Origin of the sequence: Chitinophaga rupis (genome assembly GCF_900109685.1) — a bacterium.
Classification (GTDB): domain Bacteria; phylum Bacteroidota; class Bacteroidia; order Chitinophagales; family Chitinophagaceae; genus Chitinophaga; species Chitinophaga rupis.
The window spans coordinates 835578-849684 of sequence record NZ_FOBB01000001.1 but is presented as its reverse complement, the minus strand read 5'-3'; the positions used below and the strand labels follow the sequence as shown (position 1 = coordinate 849684).

Below are 14107 nucleotides of genomic sequence, written 5' to 3'. Positions count from 1 at the left end.
AACTAACAAAATCTTTAACATTTCGTTCACCCGGTTAATTTCATTGTATTTAGCTTTTATTGTATGTAAAATCAATTTATATACAGTTTATAATAATGAATACTGCAGTAGTTGTCCAATTTAGCTAAGCATTTCGCTTAACAATTCATTAACTCATTACGTCGCACATAACACGACAAATGCCGGATGATAATGAGGTCTGTCTGCACTATAATATTATATATAATACTACCGGTGAGCCCATTTTATTTGCGGTTATGGTCATCAGTATATAGTTTTGAGCTCACTTACAGATATACCCGCGCTTTTTCTGATACAAATTATATTACGAGATCATTGACCATGAAGAACATTTTTTTTACCCTTAACCGGAGTGGTATTCCGGTATCTCCTTCTATGGACCCTGCGCTGGCAGATGCCCATGTGGCACAACCTCCTGCGGGGATCAACACTACAAGGGTTTTGTATTTATCTGTCTTAACCGTGCTGAATGCAGCTATTATCAGCTTAATTGCCAAGGTGCTGTTACTGCTCATTAACTTTATCACCAACCTGGCGTTCTATGGCCGCCTTTCTGTAGGGGAAGGCACGCCCCTGCATAACCAGCTGGGCTATTGGGTAATAGCTGTACCGGTGATCGGCTCCGTGATCGTAGGCTTAATGGCGCGTTATGGTTCTGCCGCCATCCGCGGGCATGGCATACCGGAAGCGATGGAGCAGGTGCTGGTGAATAAAAGCCGTATTAAACCCATTATCACTTTCCTGAAACCTCTTTCCGCAGCCATTTCCATTGGTACCGGTGGTCCCTTTGGTTCAGAAGGGCCTATTATTGCTACCGGGGGCGCCTGGGGCTCTTTTATTGGCCAGGTATTAAAGATCACGGCCAACGAGCGCAAAATATTGCTGGCCGCAGGCGCTGCAGCCGGTATGAGCTGTATATTCGGGAGCCCGCTGGCAGCCATGATCCTGGCTATTGAGCTATTGCTGTTCGAATTCTCGCCCCGCAGTATTATCCCGGTTGTATTGGGTTGTATTACCGGTGCAGCCTTTCATCATTTATACTGGGGCGGTGCGCCGGTATTTACCATGCCGGATGTTACAGCACCCACCAATACTGCGCTGCTGGCCTATTCCGCCATTGGAGTGGTTATTGGCTTACTGGCTGCATTGGTTACCAAAGCAGTGTATGCTATAGAAGATGGTTTTGAAAAGCTGCCCATTCACTGGATGTGGTGGCCTACCATTGGCGGCCTGGTGGTAGGGGTAGTAGGTTATTTTGCGCCGGCCACTTTAGGGGTGGGATATGTGAATATTGATAATTTGCTGACTGGCCAGGTAACCCTGCACATGTTGTTTGTGCTGGGCGTGCTGAAGTTTATATCCTGGTCTTTTTCTTTAGGCAGCGGTACCTCCGGCGGTACCCTGGCGCCCTTGCTTACCATTGGCGGCGCCTGCGGCGTATTCATTGCATTGATGCTGCAAATGGTATTTCCCAGCGTAGCTATCAACATATCTGTAGCAGCCTTAATAGGTATGGCGGCTATGTTTGCCGGTTCTACCCGCGCCTTGCTTACCTCTATTATTTTTGCGCTGGAAACTACCCGCGACGGGGATACCCTGCTGCCATTGATCGGCGCCTGCGTAGCTTCTTATTTCGTTTCCTTCTTCCTGATGCGCAATACAATTATGACAGAGAAAATTGCCCGCCGCGGCATTCTGACACCGCATACCTACAAACCGGACCCATTGGAAGGTATTCCCGTAAAAGAAGCCATGGTGAACAAGCTGGTAATGATAAGCCAGGAGAATACCATTGGCGAGCTACGGAACTGGTTATACGAAAATAAGCTGGGTGGTTATGAGCTGGCATACCCTGTGGTAGATGCGCATCAGCAGCTGATAGGGATCATTAAAATGGAAGATGTGCTGCTGCCCGATACGCCGGAAGATGCCTCTGTTACTTATGTTACGCATACCAATATGGTAACGGTGCAGGAAGATAGTTCCCTGCGTTTTGCTGTAGACCTGATGGCCCGCCACCAGCAGGATATTTTACCGGTGGTCAGTGGGCCTGATAAATTACTGACAGGGTTGATCAGCTACCGTACTGTGTTTAATGCTTACCACCTTGCGAAAGATGCCGATGAAACCAGCAGCCGTAATATCTCCATTAAACGGCAGGTAATGAAAGTGCTGATCAAAAATGGCGTGTTAAGATAACAGGAAATGTAAAAGGGAAATGCGGCGACTGATGGGCTGCATTTCCCTTTTACATTTATCTCGTTCATAAAGTCTTTTAAATGGTCTCTATGAACCTCCTTCGCCGGTTTAATATTTTACATTTTTCATCACCAGCTTATACAGGTTAAACGTACCCCCTTCCAGCTCCTGTAATATTTGTTGCTGCAGCGCCTTTTTATTTACATCCTGCATACGCCGGTGTTGTATCAGCTGCCAGGCCTTTTCCGCCAGCAGCAAGGCATGCCGCTCTTTATGATCCATTTGTTGCTGGTGCCGGTCAATGGCTTGTATCAATTCATGAATCCCTTCATCGCGGGTGGCAATGGTTTTAAGCACAGGTATTTGCCAGCCGCTATTATGATGTCTTTCTGCAGATAACAGGCGCAGGTTTTTTACAAACGCATCTGCATTATCACGGTCTGCCTTGTTCACTACAAATATGTCGGCAATTTCCATCAGCCCCGCTTTCATCGTTTGTATCTCATCACCGGCTTCCGGTACTACCACTACTACCGTGGTGGTGGCAATGCCCGCAATATCCACTTCACTCTGGCCTACGCCAACGGTTTCTATAAACAGGTAATCGAATCCTGCGGCTTTTATTACATCACTTACTTCAATGATCTTGGGGCTCAGGCCGCCTAATGCACCCCGGTTGGCCATAGAGCGTATGAACACCTGTTCATTGTTAAAGTGCTGGCTCATACGGATGCGGTCGCCCAGCAGGGCGCCAAAGTTAAAGGGGGAAGATGGGTCCACCGCAATAATAGCCACCCGCTTTTGCTGATCCACCAGCGTTTGGATGAGCGTATTCACCAGCGTGCTTTTGCCGGCGCCGGGCGGGCCGGTAATACCTATTACCCGCGTGGGGCTGTCTGTGGGCAATTGTTCCAGCAGCTGTATATAGCCCGGCGCTTCATTTTCTACCAATGAAATGCGGCGGGCCAGTGTTTTCAGGTCAGGTATCTCTGCTGGATGGTGCAACATAGGTGCAAAATAAAGATTTCCTTTATACCTTCGCTCCGGCACATTAATCATCATTACATGAAAGTAACGGGATTTACCTTTGTACGTAACGCCATAAAATATGATTACCCGGTGGTGGCTTCCATACAGTCTATTTTGCCCTTATGTGATGAGGTAGTGGTAAGTGTAGGTAATTCTGATGATAATACGCTGGAGCTTATTCAATCCATCGGCTCTCCGAAGATCCGCATTATACAAACCATTTGGGACGATTCCCTGAAAGAAGGCGGGCGTGTGCTGGCCGTAGAAACCAACAAAGCTTTTGATGCCGTGGGCGCTGATGCCGACTGGGCCTTTTACATACAGGCTGATGAAGTAGTGCATGAAAAAGGTTATGACAACATACGCGCTGCCATGCAGCAATACCGGGATGATAAACGGGTAGAAGGATTGTTGTTCAACTACGTGCATTTTTATGGCAGCTATGATTATGTAGGCGATTCCCGCACCTGGTACAAAAACGAGATCCGCGTGATCCGTAATAATAAACAGATCCGCTCCTATAATGATGCACAGGGCTTTCGCAGGGAGGGACAGAAGCTGCTGGTAAAACCGGTGCAGGCAGAGATCTATCACTACGGTTGGGTAAAAGACCCCGCATTACAGGCGCAAAAACAAAATAACTCTCACCACTTATATTACGGTAATAATGAGCAGGCCTTGCAGGAACGTTTGTTAACCGGTGAATTTGACTACGGCATGGTGGATTCGCTGGCCCTGTTCAAAGGCGCGCACCCGCAGGTAATGCAAAGCCGTATAGCTGCGCGCAACTGGCAGTTTGAGCGCGACATCAGCCGTAAAAGTTTTTCTTTTAAAGATTCCCTGTTGTATTGGATTGAGCAGAAAACCGGCAAACGCCTGTTTGATTACCGGAACTATAAAATACTGAAATAGCTTAGTACAGGCTGCGGTATACATGCAGGTATTCCCGGGTCATACGGTCCCAGTTAAACTGGTGCGCATGGGCTATGATGGCCTGTTGCGGGTGTTGGGTGGCATATTGGTGCATGCCTTCTTCAAACACCTGCTGCATATGGTGTGGATCAAAATCACGGAAGTAATAAGCATGGTTACCCCCCACTTCCGGCAGGCTGGTTTTGTCTGACAAAAAGACAGGCTTACCAAACTGCATGGCCTCAATAGGCGGTATTCCAAAACCTTCTGTAATGGAAGGGAACACGTATGCATAACAGTTTTTCAGGTACCAGTATTTATCCTGGTTGCTAATGGGGCCTAAGAGCTTTACGCGGTTGCTTACGCCAAATAAAGCGGCTTCTTCCTGTATCTTTTTAATATAATCGCCATGCGGCGCGCCGGCAATCAGCAGCTCGTACTGGTTATGCTGCAGCAGCGCAGGCAGCACATGAAAATTCTTCTTGGGCATCAGCATACCTACCGAGAACAGGAAGGGCGCTGCCGGCCGGTAGCAGGGCTGGTCAAAGGAGGGGTATTCCTTGATATCGGCCCCGTTGTATATAATGCAGCATTTTTCTTTTGCTACGCGTAAATGTTCCTGTACGGTATTAAACGTGAACCGGGAAATAGTAACAATACGGTCCGCCTCATCTACCTGTTCCTGCAAACGGCGCAGCAGCAGGGTTTTAGTGCGGTCGTCTTTTCTTTCGTCCAGTAAAAAATTAAGATCGTGGATCGTGAGCACCAGCTTGCCCGTACGTTTGCGGGGATAAACATTGGTATCCTGGTGCAGCGCATGCCATACGGCGGTTTTGGGCGGGTGAAAAAAATAGCGGTGGTACCACTTGTAGTATAATGCCTTATAGCATGCGTTATTCGTAAACCCTTTAAAGCCGGCCGGCAGATAGTACAATAGCTCTTCATCCTGCTCCAAAAGGGCGGGCAGGCGTTGGCCTAACTGCCAGCAAACTGTAAACAGCCCATTATGCGGATATTTTAATTTTTCCAGGTCCAGCCCTATTAGAGGCATAATTGTATTGTGCTATTGAATAATGAAGATATAATTTTCAACGTTTAAGTTCCACCAAGGCGTATTTTTTGTTTAAATCTTAACGAATAATAAGGGGGCGCATTTAACGCTATCATCCATGCAATACGTGCATAAAAACCGCCTTTGTAGCACTTTCTCAATAGTTTAAAGAAATACCACCACTTCAATACATGATAAGCGGGGGCGGAAAAATGTTTGGAAAAAAAATACATGAGGGAGTAATAATACTCCTGTAAAAACACCGCCTTTACCTGGGTGCTCATACTCACAAAATGCACAAAACGGGCCTCCGGTACCAGGTAGCAGTGCCAGCCCTTTTTCCGGAAAGTGTAAGCCAGGTCTTCTTCTTCACAATAAAAAAAGTAGTTGGTATCCATGCCGCCAATGGCTGCAAACATTTCATAACGGATGAACATAGATGCTCCGCTAACAAATGGCACCTGTAACGGTTGCATATATACGCCGTTGCGCCGCGGAAAGTGCTGAGGCTGTAACAGGCGCAGCAGGCCTGAACCCAGGAGCTTTAATGAAAGCGTGGGAAAATAGCCAAAGGTGCGTATGGGCTGCCGTTCCGCATTCAGCATTTGCCCGCTGCACATGGCGGCATCCGGCTGCGCCTGCATAAAATTATACAGGATGGATAAACAATCATTTTCAAAAACAGTATCATTATTCAGGAAGTACAGGTACCGGGCACGGGCATGCTGAACGCCTAACATATTGCCACCGGAAAAGCCCAGGTTAAGCATACTTTTTACCAGGGTGATATTGGGGATACCGGCTACAAAACCAGCCAGCTGCCGGTACTGCGCCGCTTCAGAATCATTGTCCACAATAACCATTTGCCAGCGTAAACCCGGTGCAGCATGCTGCTGTACAGATTGTATACAGCCAATCGTATAATCCGTAGAATTATAATTAAGTAAAATAATAGCTACCTCAAAAACAGTGTCCTGTTCAGTTGTAGGGTCCTGCGTCATAACGTTTACTTTAAATCCGGATCTTGGTTGAAGTGATCAATATAACTAAAAATCCTTAAAACCAACTATACGCTGCTTACCGTATAGCAAGGGTAGGCTATTATTTTTTAACTTAGCAGTTACTTATGACGAATTTCATTCCCATATTTCCTTTAGGTATAGTGGTTTACCCACAGGAGCAGCTGAACCTGCATGTATTTGAACCGCGGTATAAGCAGCTGGTACAGGAGTGTGTAAAGGATCAAAAACCTTTTGGCATACCTACCGTGCTGAATAAAAAGATCGTAGAATACGGTACGCTGGTACAGGTGCTGCGCGTAGAAAAAGAATATGAAAACGGTGAAATGGATATTGTAACCCAGGGCCTGAGCGTATTCCGTGTACTGGAAATCATTAAAACCATTCCCGATAAATTATACGACGGCGCTATTGTAAACTACCCTGAAAACAATAATAAAACCCACGCACGCCTGCGCCAGCAGGTGTTGCACGCCATCCGGGAGCTGCACCATATTTTGCAGGTAAGCAAAACCTTCAGCAAGGCAGATGAGGAGCTGACTGCCTATGACCTGGCGCACCATGCCGGCCTTTCCCTGGAGGAGGAATATGAGCTGCTGCACCTGTTCCTGGAAATGCAGCGCCTGGAATATTTAAAGCGCCACCTGCTGAAAGTAATACCCCTGATGGCTGAAATGGAAAAGCTGAAAGAACGGGTAAAGCTGAACGGCCATTTCAGGAATTTATCGGCAGAAGGGCTATAAAAATAGCTGAATAGTCACTTTTTAACGACGTTTTAACAGTCGGCGATTTTGTTTTTTTTGCATCCCTCCCTAAAAAGTAGATATTTGCAGACTATTTTCTGTGGGTATTGCTATGTTAACTATTAGTGCGCTCGCTAAAACCAGTAAACCAATAATCGATCAACTCAATGCATAGAACTAAAGCTGGCATTCTTTGCTTACTGGCTTTTCTGTTTCTGTTAGCTAATAAGGCTGCTGCACAGGATAATTCCCCTTATTCCCGCTACGGTTTAGGTGATCAGAATATAAATCAGAATATTATTAACCGCGGTATGGGTGGCGTAGCACAAGCTTACAGCGATCCCCAATCCGTTAACTTTGCCAACCCGGCCAGCTATTCCAGCCTGGTATTAACCACATTGGATATAGCGGTGGAAGGTGGCGCCCGCACAATTTCCGATGCAGACCGGAAGTTCCGTTCCGGTATTGGCAACCTCTCTTACCTGCAGCTGGGTATTCCCATTCGCCGCAAGTGGGGCCTGGTGATGGGATTGCGGCCTGTAACCAAAGTATCCTATAACATACTGCAGAATAGTGAAATCACTTTTTTTGATACGCTGAAGCTGCCGGTAGCTTACCAATATGAAGGTAATGGCGGTTTGTACCAGCTTTATGCCGGTACCGGCGTTGGCATTGGTAACTTTAGCATAGGTGCCAATGTGGGCTACCTGTTTGGGAATATTGAGAACAGCACCAAAGCCATTTACCCGGCCAACCAGTATATATTCCCATCTAAACATACCCAGCGTGTAAGTTATGGCCACCTGTTCTATAATGTGGGGCTGCAATACAAGTTTAAACTGGGTAACGACCTGGACCTGACCGTGGGTGCCTCAGGCAGCCTTAAACAAACACTTTCCGGCCGGCGGGAGCAGATGCGGGAAACCCTCATCTTTGATCCCAGCTCCAATGAATATACCACCCAGGATACCGCCTTTTACGAAAAGGGCGAACGGGGTAAGATCATATATCCGCAACAGCTGGCCGGTGGTATTATGCTGCATAAAGAAGATAGCTGGAGCGTAGGTGCGGATTTTAGTACGGAGAAGTGGGACCAGTTCCGCAATTATGGTGTAAAAGACTCTGTACGCAACTCCTGGAAAATGAGCCTGGGTGGGCAGTTTATTCCCAATGCCCGGGCCATAAACGGTTACTGGAATAAAGTAACCTACCGGGTGGGCGGTTACTACGGTACCGACTATCTTAAGCTGAACGGGCAGGATATGACGGTGTATGGTTTTTCCGTTGGCGCCGGTTTGCCGGTGCGCAGGCAGGCCTACTCCAACCAGTTCTCTGTAATTAATATTGCTTTTGAAATAGGCCACCGTGGCAGTAAAGAAACCGTGCTGAAAGAAACCTGGTACCGTATGGTATTAGGCTTTACTTTAAACGACCGCTGGTTTATTAAGCGGAAATATGATTAATTTGCGGCGTTGAAAAGCGGTTCCAATATGATCAATGTCCGGAAAATGGCGCTCATGGCCATATTCCTTCTTTCCTTAGTAGCCTGTGAAAATGACATGCAGTCCATTATGCGGCTGGATCAGAGTGCGGCCGCAGTGGAGGAAGGGATTAAAATTGAATCCCTTTACAGCCAGGGAGGCCGGGTACGGGCCAAGCTCACCGCTCCCACTATGAAAAGATACATGGAGCGTCCTGCTTATGTGGAGTTTAATAATGGTTTAAAAGTATTGTCCTATAATGATAGCCTGCAGGTGGAAAGTACTGTAACGGCTAAATATGGCAAGTACTATGAAAATGACGATAATGTTTTCCTGAGGGATAGTGTAGTGGTGATCAATAAAGAAGGCAAACGCCTGGACTGTCATGAACTGAACTGGGATTCCAAAAAAGGAAAGTTCCTCTCTAAAAAAGCCGTACGTATCAGCACCCCAACAGATACTATTTACGGCACCGGCCTGGAATCTAACCAGGATTTTTCCGACTATAATATTATAAACCCCCGCGGGCAGGTAACGGTACAGGATAGCACGCTGAATTAGTGTGGCATTCCCTTAAACGAAAAAAGCCCTCCCGATACCGGAAAGGCCCCTTTCGCTTTAACCTATTTTTTAACCTAAAATTTGTTCCTGTAAGTCAAGAACTGTGCCAAGCTGGACTGTAATTGACCTGCCGGAATAGGCCCTTTTACCAAACACACCGTTCTCCTGGAAGGCTGCTTATATAACACGCTCATAAATCTTTTATTATAAAGCGCTTCCCACCACTGCATTTCACATATGCAATTAATTCTGCAATCATAAAAAAAATTGCATGTAGCAATATGCAGGTATACCCACAAAAACGGGCCGGGTATTCATACGGGTATTGCTTTTGGCAGTTGGGTAATATTTCATGAACAAATTGAGGCGAGGCTGGTAAACCAGCTTATGATTGGGAAAGGCCAGTCCCGTTAAATAGTCCGGTCTGCCCAGGGCAAAATCAGCATCAGCTGCTATGATTAATAAAGGAAACCTGCCAGGTAAGGTGGCTGGCTACAGCGCCTGAAACAAGATCAATAGCACAGATAAAAATATTGCTGAATGATAAGATCCCCTGCTGGCAATAGTATTCATTGGTGAGGCTGGCTACAACGGGTATGTTATGATAGCTGTCTTAGGAGCTGTGAACAAAGCAAGTTTACGGCAACCGGATGTTTATACTACGTTTAACTCCAAAATTGCAACGTTCATTTAGGACACGATAAATGCCCTTCTAAATAAACTATATACTAATATGAGAGGCATAATTTGCAGCTATTTCATTAACAGCGCTATCTGCATTAAGAAAATATAAAATTAATTTTTTCAATTAATATAAGATTTTTCTTAATGCAACAGCTTAATTCCCAATCTTTCATCTTCACGAACTAAATTGCATCGTTCACGGAAATGAAAGAAAAACCTATATACGCTAATATATCTTTGATCTAGGTTTTTCATAGGATATGGTTAAAATTATTACAAGGGCGGTATTCTTACCACCCTTTTTCTTTTTAGAAAGCGCTGTAAAAAGCGCTTTTTGCTTTTAACTCCTTTTACCGGTATTTCCCGGAAAAACCTTTGCGTTGTGTCCGGAATGAGACATGTATCCGGTTTTTATAATTTATTGAATATCAGCATCTACATTCTTTTCATTCTTACAACTTATCAAGCCCCTGCTGAAATGGGCCTGCGTTTATCTGCATAAACGACACGTTCCCCAAGAAAAATATAGCATTCACTAGGTTGGGGGTGGTGATAATTAAATAAATATGATCTTTGTTTCAGGTTTTTCAATAAAGATATGGTTAAAATTTTTCGGGGCTGTAGTCTTGCAGCCCCGTTTCTTTTTTTAGAACCTTACCGAACTAATCACGATTTTTCCATCTCATAATAATGCAAAAGTCCCGCCTGCCATTGGTACGCGGGACTTTCCCTTTTCCGCAGGTTTGCATGCGGAATACACGCAGCCAATTACCAGCTATTGGCTAAATACTACCATCTGTTAAAAGATTGCCAGCGATTAATAACTATAATACGAATGTATGTGCCGGAACATTAATTTTGAATTGGTTTTCATAGGATATGGTCAAAAAAAGTAAAAGGGGATGTAGTCTTACATCCCCTTTTTAGTTGGTAGTCAGCAGCCGGCAGTGGGCAGTTGATTGCGTTAACTGCAAACTGCCAACTAACGACTGTCAACTTATTTTTCCGGTTTCATTTGCGGAAAGAACAGCACATCCTGGATAGAAGGCTGGTTGGTCATCAGCATGGTCAAACGGTCAATACCAATACCAATACCCGAAGTAGGCGGCATACCGTATTCCAGGGCCCGCAGGAAGTCTGCATCAATATACATGGCCTCATCATCTCCACGCTCCATCAGCTGCACCTGCTCTTCAAAACGCTGGCGCTGGTCCAGCGGATCATTCAGCTCTGTATAGGCATTGGCAATTTCCTTACCATTTACCATCAGCTCAAAACGCTCTACCAGTCCTTCTTTACTGCGGTGCTTTTTGGTAAGCGGGCTCATTTCCACGGGGTAATCAATAATAAAGGTAGGTTGTACGTAATGCTCCTCGCATTTTTCGCCAAAGATCTCATCTACCAGCTTGCCCTTACCAATATTAGGGGCAACGGGAATACCAAGCTGTTTGCATACCTCGCGCAGCTGGGTTTCATCCATACCGGTAATGTCTATGCCTGTATGCTCTTTAATAGCATCGTACATAGTTACGCGGCGGAAAGGCGCTTTAAAATTGATCACCTGGTTGCCTACCGGTACCTCTGTAGTGCCATGCAGGGCCAGGGCTATTTTTTCCAGCAGGGCCTCCGTGGTTTCCATCATCCAGTTATAATCCTTGTAGGCAGCGTACATTTCCATTACCGTGAATTCCGGGTTATGGGTACGGTCCATACCTTCATTGCGGAAGTCCTTTGCAAACTCATATACGCCCTCAAAACCGCCTACGATCAGGCGCTTCAGGTACAGCTCATTGGCTATGCGCATATATAAAGGCATATCCAGCGCATTATGGTGCGTAACAAAGGGCCGTGCAGTAGCGCCACCGGGAATGGGCTGCAGAATGGGGGTTTCTACCTCCAGGTAACCCAGGGCATTATAAAATTCCCGGATGGTTTGCAGGATCTTGGTCCGCTTGGTGAACACATCCTTTATCTGCGGATTGATAATCATATCAGCATACCGCTGCCGGTATTTAAACTCCGGGTCAGTTACTTCATCAAATACTTCACCCTCTTTTGACTTTACCACCGGCAGAGGGCGCAGGGCTTTGGATAATATGGTAATTTCCTTTGCGTGTACAGAGGTTTCGCCGGTTTTGGTAATAAAGGCATAGCCTTTAATGCCAATAATATCGCCGATATCCACCAGCTTTTTCCAAACCGTATCATACAGGGTTTTGTCCTCGCCGGGGCAAATATCGTCGCGGCGTATATAGGCCTGAATACGGCCTACATTGTCCTGTATTACAGCAAAGCAGGCCTTACCCATGTCGCGGATGCTCATGATGCGGCCGGCCAGGCATACTTCCTGGAACTGCTCTTTGGTAGCTTCCGAATAATGGGCTTTAATATTAACGGAAGTGTCGTTTACGGGGTATTGCGGGGCCGGGTAGGCATCAATGCCTAATTTCTGCAGCTCCTGCAATTTTTCCCGGCGTATGATCTCTTGCTCAGATAATTGTGTCATGTATTACTCAAAATGGAGTGCAAAAATAAGGGTAATAGTTCAGAGTGCATAGCTGAATGGTCCGTGGGGCGGCCACCTGCCGTTTACAAGCCGCTGGTTCCGCTGCTGCGGAAGGGTTGTAAACCGTGGTCAGCATCATTTGGCACCAAATTTTCTCTATATAAATGTTCCTTCCTCACATCAAAAATCTTGCAGAATGAAAACGATCTTAGTTCCCACTGATTTTTCCGAAGCGGCCTATAACGCCGCCCGTTATGCGCTGGGACTGGCCCGGCAGCTGCAAACCGCACGCATTGTGCTGTACCATGCCTATGAGCTGATAGTACCCATCCCGGATATACCTACCACTGTACCCATGGTAAATTCCGACGAGCTGCGGGCCGCCAGCCTGGAAGGCCTGGAAAAAATGATCCGGGAGCTTAGCCCCCTGCTGCCGGAAAATGTGCAGCTGGAGCCCCGGGCAGAGAACCACCTGCTGCCTGCCAATATAGACCAGATGTGCAAACAGGAGCAGGCCGACCTGGTAGTGATGGGCATTACCGGCGGCAGTCAGCTGGAGGAAATGCTGATTGGCTCCAACGCCGTAGATGTGCTGAAACATACCAGCTGCCCCGTAATTGTAGTACCATCAGACGCCCGGTTCACCGCCATCCGAAAAGTGGTATTTGCGGCCGATTTCCGCAAGATAGTAGCGCACACACCCATCGCGCCGCTGAAAAAGCTGCTGGATACCTTTAAGCCGGAGCTGCATGTGCTGAATATTGACCACGATAATAAACACTTTAATCCCGATACGCCTTATGAAACCCTGCTGCTGGATACCCTGCTGGAAGGATATAACCCGCAGTTCCATTTTGTGGACAGCACCGATGTAGTGCAGGGTATCATGGACTTTGCGGAAAAGGAACAGGCAGACCTGATCCTCGTAATTCCCCGCAAACATGGCTTTTTTGAGAACATTTTTAAACGCAGCCGTACCACGCAGCTGGCTTTTCACAGCCACATACCCCTGCTGGCCATTCATGAATAAAGTGTTAAAGAAAGTTAAGATTTACCCTGAGGACTTGCACTTTAATTAATTTGATTAATTTTAATATATGAACCGCAACATTATGAAGAAAGGGATTGTTTTCCTGCTGCCTGCATTCTTTGCTTTACAGGTAAGCCAGGCACAGCTACTGAAAAAATTAAATAAAGCGCTGAACAGTGGTACCTCCACCTCCACCAGCCAGAGTAGTGGTAACACCGCCACCAATGTAACGGAGTCGGAAGCCGGCGCTGGTATTAAGGAAGCACTGGCCAAAGGTGTAAGCTCCGGTATTGCCATGCTGAGTAAAAAAGACGGATTTTTTGGTAACGAAGCCTATAAGATGTTCCTGCCGGAAGATGCGGTAAAGATCGAAAAAACATTACGCAGTATAGGCCTGGGCAGCCAGGTAGATAAAGCCATTCTGCAAATTAACCGTGCAGCAGAAGGCGCGGTAAGCCACGCAGCGCCCATCTTCACAGATGCTATTAAACAAATGACGGTAACCGATGCCCTGAAGCTGGTAACCGGTGGTAATAATTCTGTAACAGATTATTTCAAAAGCAAAACAACGGATCAGTTAACAGCCGCTTTTGCTCCTTCTGTAAAAGGTGCATTGGATAGCACCAGCGCCACCAAGTATTATACAGATATTGTAAATACCTATAACAAGCTGCCTACTACCATCAACAAGGTAAACCCGGACCTGCAGCAGTATGTAACCGCCCGCGCGGTAACGGCCCTGTTTGACCGCATCAGCAAAGAAGAAGAGAACATCCGCCAGAACCCTGCAGCCCGTACTACGGACCTGTTGAAGAAGGTTTTCTCTAAATAAATTAATAAGTAATAATTAAGAATTAATAATTAAGCAGTA

Annotated in this window: 11 protein-coding genes; 7 read left to right on the top strand and 4 right to left on the bottom strand. The window is 46.3% G+C overall.

Annotation, left to right across the window (positions count from 1 at the left end):
- Nucleotides 1-342 precede the first annotated feature (342 nt).
- Complete coding sequence (locus BMZ54_RS03310) at nucleotides 343-2220, top strand: chloride channel protein (protein WP_089906714.1); 1878 nt, start codon at nucleotides 343-345, stop codon at nucleotides 2218-2220.
- Between the two features lie 108 nt (nucleotides 2221-2328).
- Here BMZ54_RS03310 and meaB read toward each other — a convergent pair whose 3' ends face one another.
- On the bottom strand, nucleotides 2329-3228 hold the full coding sequence (gene meaB, locus BMZ54_RS03305; protein WP_089908289.1) for a methylmalonyl Co-A mutase-associated GTPase MeaB: 900 nt from the start codon (nucleotides 3226-3228) through the stop codon (nucleotides 2329-2331).
- A gap of 57 nt (nucleotides 3229-3285) precedes the next feature.
- Between meaB and BMZ54_RS03300 the strand changes: the two genes are divergently transcribed.
- Nucleotides 3286-4161 carry a glycosyltransferase family protein gene (locus BMZ54_RS03300; RefSeq protein ID WP_089906713.1) on the top strand — a complete coding sequence of 292 codons (876 nt, stop codon included), beginning with the start codon at nucleotides 3286-3288 and terminating at the stop codon, nucleotides 4159-4161.
- A 1-nt stretch (nucleotide 4162) separates the two neighbouring features.
- Here the strand turns inward: BMZ54_RS03300 and BMZ54_RS03295 are convergent, their stop codons facing one another.
- Both BMZ54_RS03295 and BMZ54_RS03290 read right to left on the bottom strand, forming a co-directional pair.
- Nucleotides 4163-5212, bottom strand: coding sequence for a glycosyltransferase family 4 protein (locus BMZ54_RS03295; RefSeq protein ID WP_089906712.1), 1050 nt, complete (start codon nucleotides 5210-5212; stop codon nucleotides 4163-4165).
- 44 nt (nucleotides 5213-5256) lie between these two features.
- Nucleotides 5257-6213 carry a glycosyltransferase family 2 protein gene (locus BMZ54_RS03290; RefSeq protein ID WP_089906711.1) on the bottom strand — a complete coding sequence of 319 codons (957 nt, stop codon included), beginning with the start codon at nucleotides 6211-6213 and terminating at the stop codon, nucleotides 5257-5259.
- A gap of 125 nt (nucleotides 6214-6338) precedes the next feature.
- On the opposite strand from BMZ54_RS03290, the gene BMZ54_RS03285 reads away from it, so the two are divergent.
- From BMZ54_RS03285 to lptC, 3 genes are all read left to right on the top strand, one after another.
- The gene (locus BMZ54_RS03285) at nucleotides 6339-6974 is read left to right on the top strand and encodes an LON peptidase substrate-binding domain-containing protein (protein WP_089906710.1); all 636 of its coding nucleotides are present in this window, start codon (nucleotides 6339-6341) and stop codon (nucleotides 6972-6974) included.
- A 167-nt stretch (nucleotides 6975-7141) separates the two neighbouring features.
- Complete coding sequence (locus BMZ54_RS03280) at nucleotides 7142-8437, top strand: BamG family beta-barrel-assembly machinery protein (protein WP_089906709.1); 1296 nt, start codon at nucleotides 7142-7144, stop codon at nucleotides 8435-8437.
- Between the two features lie 54 nt (nucleotides 8438-8491).
- Nucleotides 8492-9016, top strand: a complete 525-nt coding sequence (gene lptC, locus BMZ54_RS03275) for an LPS export ABC transporter periplasmic protein LptC (RefSeq protein ID WP_162277458.1) — start codon at nucleotides 8492-8494, stop codon at nucleotides 9014-9016.
- Between the two features lie 1681 nt (nucleotides 9017-10697).
- Here lptC and lysS read toward each other — a convergent pair.
- The gene (lysS, locus tag BMZ54_RS03270) at nucleotides 10698-12206 is read right to left on the bottom strand and encodes a lysine--tRNA ligase (protein ID WP_089906707.1); all 1509 of its coding nucleotides are present in this window, start codon (nucleotides 12204-12206) and stop codon (nucleotides 10698-10700) included.
- Nucleotides 12207-12402: 196 nt separating this feature from the next.
- Between lysS and BMZ54_RS03265 the strand changes: the two genes are divergently transcribed.
- Both BMZ54_RS03265 and BMZ54_RS03260 read left to right on the top strand, forming a co-directional pair.
- Nucleotides 12403-13236: a universal stress protein gene (locus BMZ54_RS03265; RefSeq protein ID WP_089906706.1), complete on the top strand. Its 834-nt coding sequence runs from the start codon at nucleotides 12403-12405 to the stop codon at nucleotides 13234-13236.
- Between the two features lie 67 nt (nucleotides 13237-13303).
- Complete coding sequence (locus BMZ54_RS03260; RefSeq protein WP_238386481.1) at nucleotides 13304-14068, top strand: DUF4197 domain-containing protein; 765 nt, start codon at nucleotides 13304-13306, stop codon at nucleotides 14066-14068.
- The last annotated feature ends 39 nt before the right edge of the window (nucleotides 14069-14107 follow it).

What these genes read in the sequence shown, in the direction of transcription:
- BMZ54_RS03260 (WP_238386481.1), top strand. Translation starts at nt 13,304, where the DNA reads ATGAACCGCAACATTATGAAGAAAGGGATTGTTTTCCTGCTGCCTGCA.
- BMZ54_RS03265 (WP_089906706.1), top strand. Translation starts at nt 12,403, where the DNA reads ATGAAAACGATCTTAGTTCCCACTGATTTTTCCGAAGCGGCCTATAAC.
- BMZ54_RS03285 (WP_089906710.1), top strand. Translation starts at nt 6,339, where the DNA reads ATGACGAATTTCATTCCCATATTTCCTTTAGGTATAGTGGTTTACCCA.
- BMZ54_RS03290 (WP_089906711.1), bottom strand. Translation starts at nt 6,213, where the DNA reads ATGACGCAGGACCCTACAACTGAACAGGACACTGTTTTTGAGGTAGCT.
- lysS (WP_089906707.1), bottom strand. Translation starts at nt 12,206, where the DNA reads ATGACACAATTATCTGAGCAAGAGATCATACGCCGGGAAAAATTGCAG.
- BMZ54_RS03310 (WP_089906714.1), top strand. Translation starts at nt 343, where the DNA reads ATGAAGAACATTTTTTTTACCCTTAACCGGAGTGGTATTCCGGTATCT.
- meaB (WP_089908289.1), bottom strand. Translation starts at nt 3,228, where the DNA reads ATGTTGCACCATCCAGCAGAGATACCTGACCTGAAAACACTGGCCCGC.
- BMZ54_RS03300 (WP_089906713.1), top strand. Translation starts at nt 3,286, where the DNA reads ATGAAAGTAACGGGATTTACCTTTGTACGTAACGCCATAAAATATGAT.
- lptC (WP_162277458.1), top strand. Translation starts at nt 8,492, where the DNA reads ATGGCCATATTCCTTCTTTCCTTAGTAGCCTGTGAAAATGACATGCAG.
- BMZ54_RS03295 (WP_089906712.1), bottom strand. Translation starts at nt 5,212, where the DNA reads ATGCCTCTAATAGGGCTGGACCTGGAAAAATTAAAATATCCGCATAAT.
- BMZ54_RS03280 (WP_089906709.1), top strand. Translation starts at nt 7,142, where the DNA reads ATGCATAGAACTAAAGCTGGCATTCTTTGCTTACTGGCTTTTCTGTTT.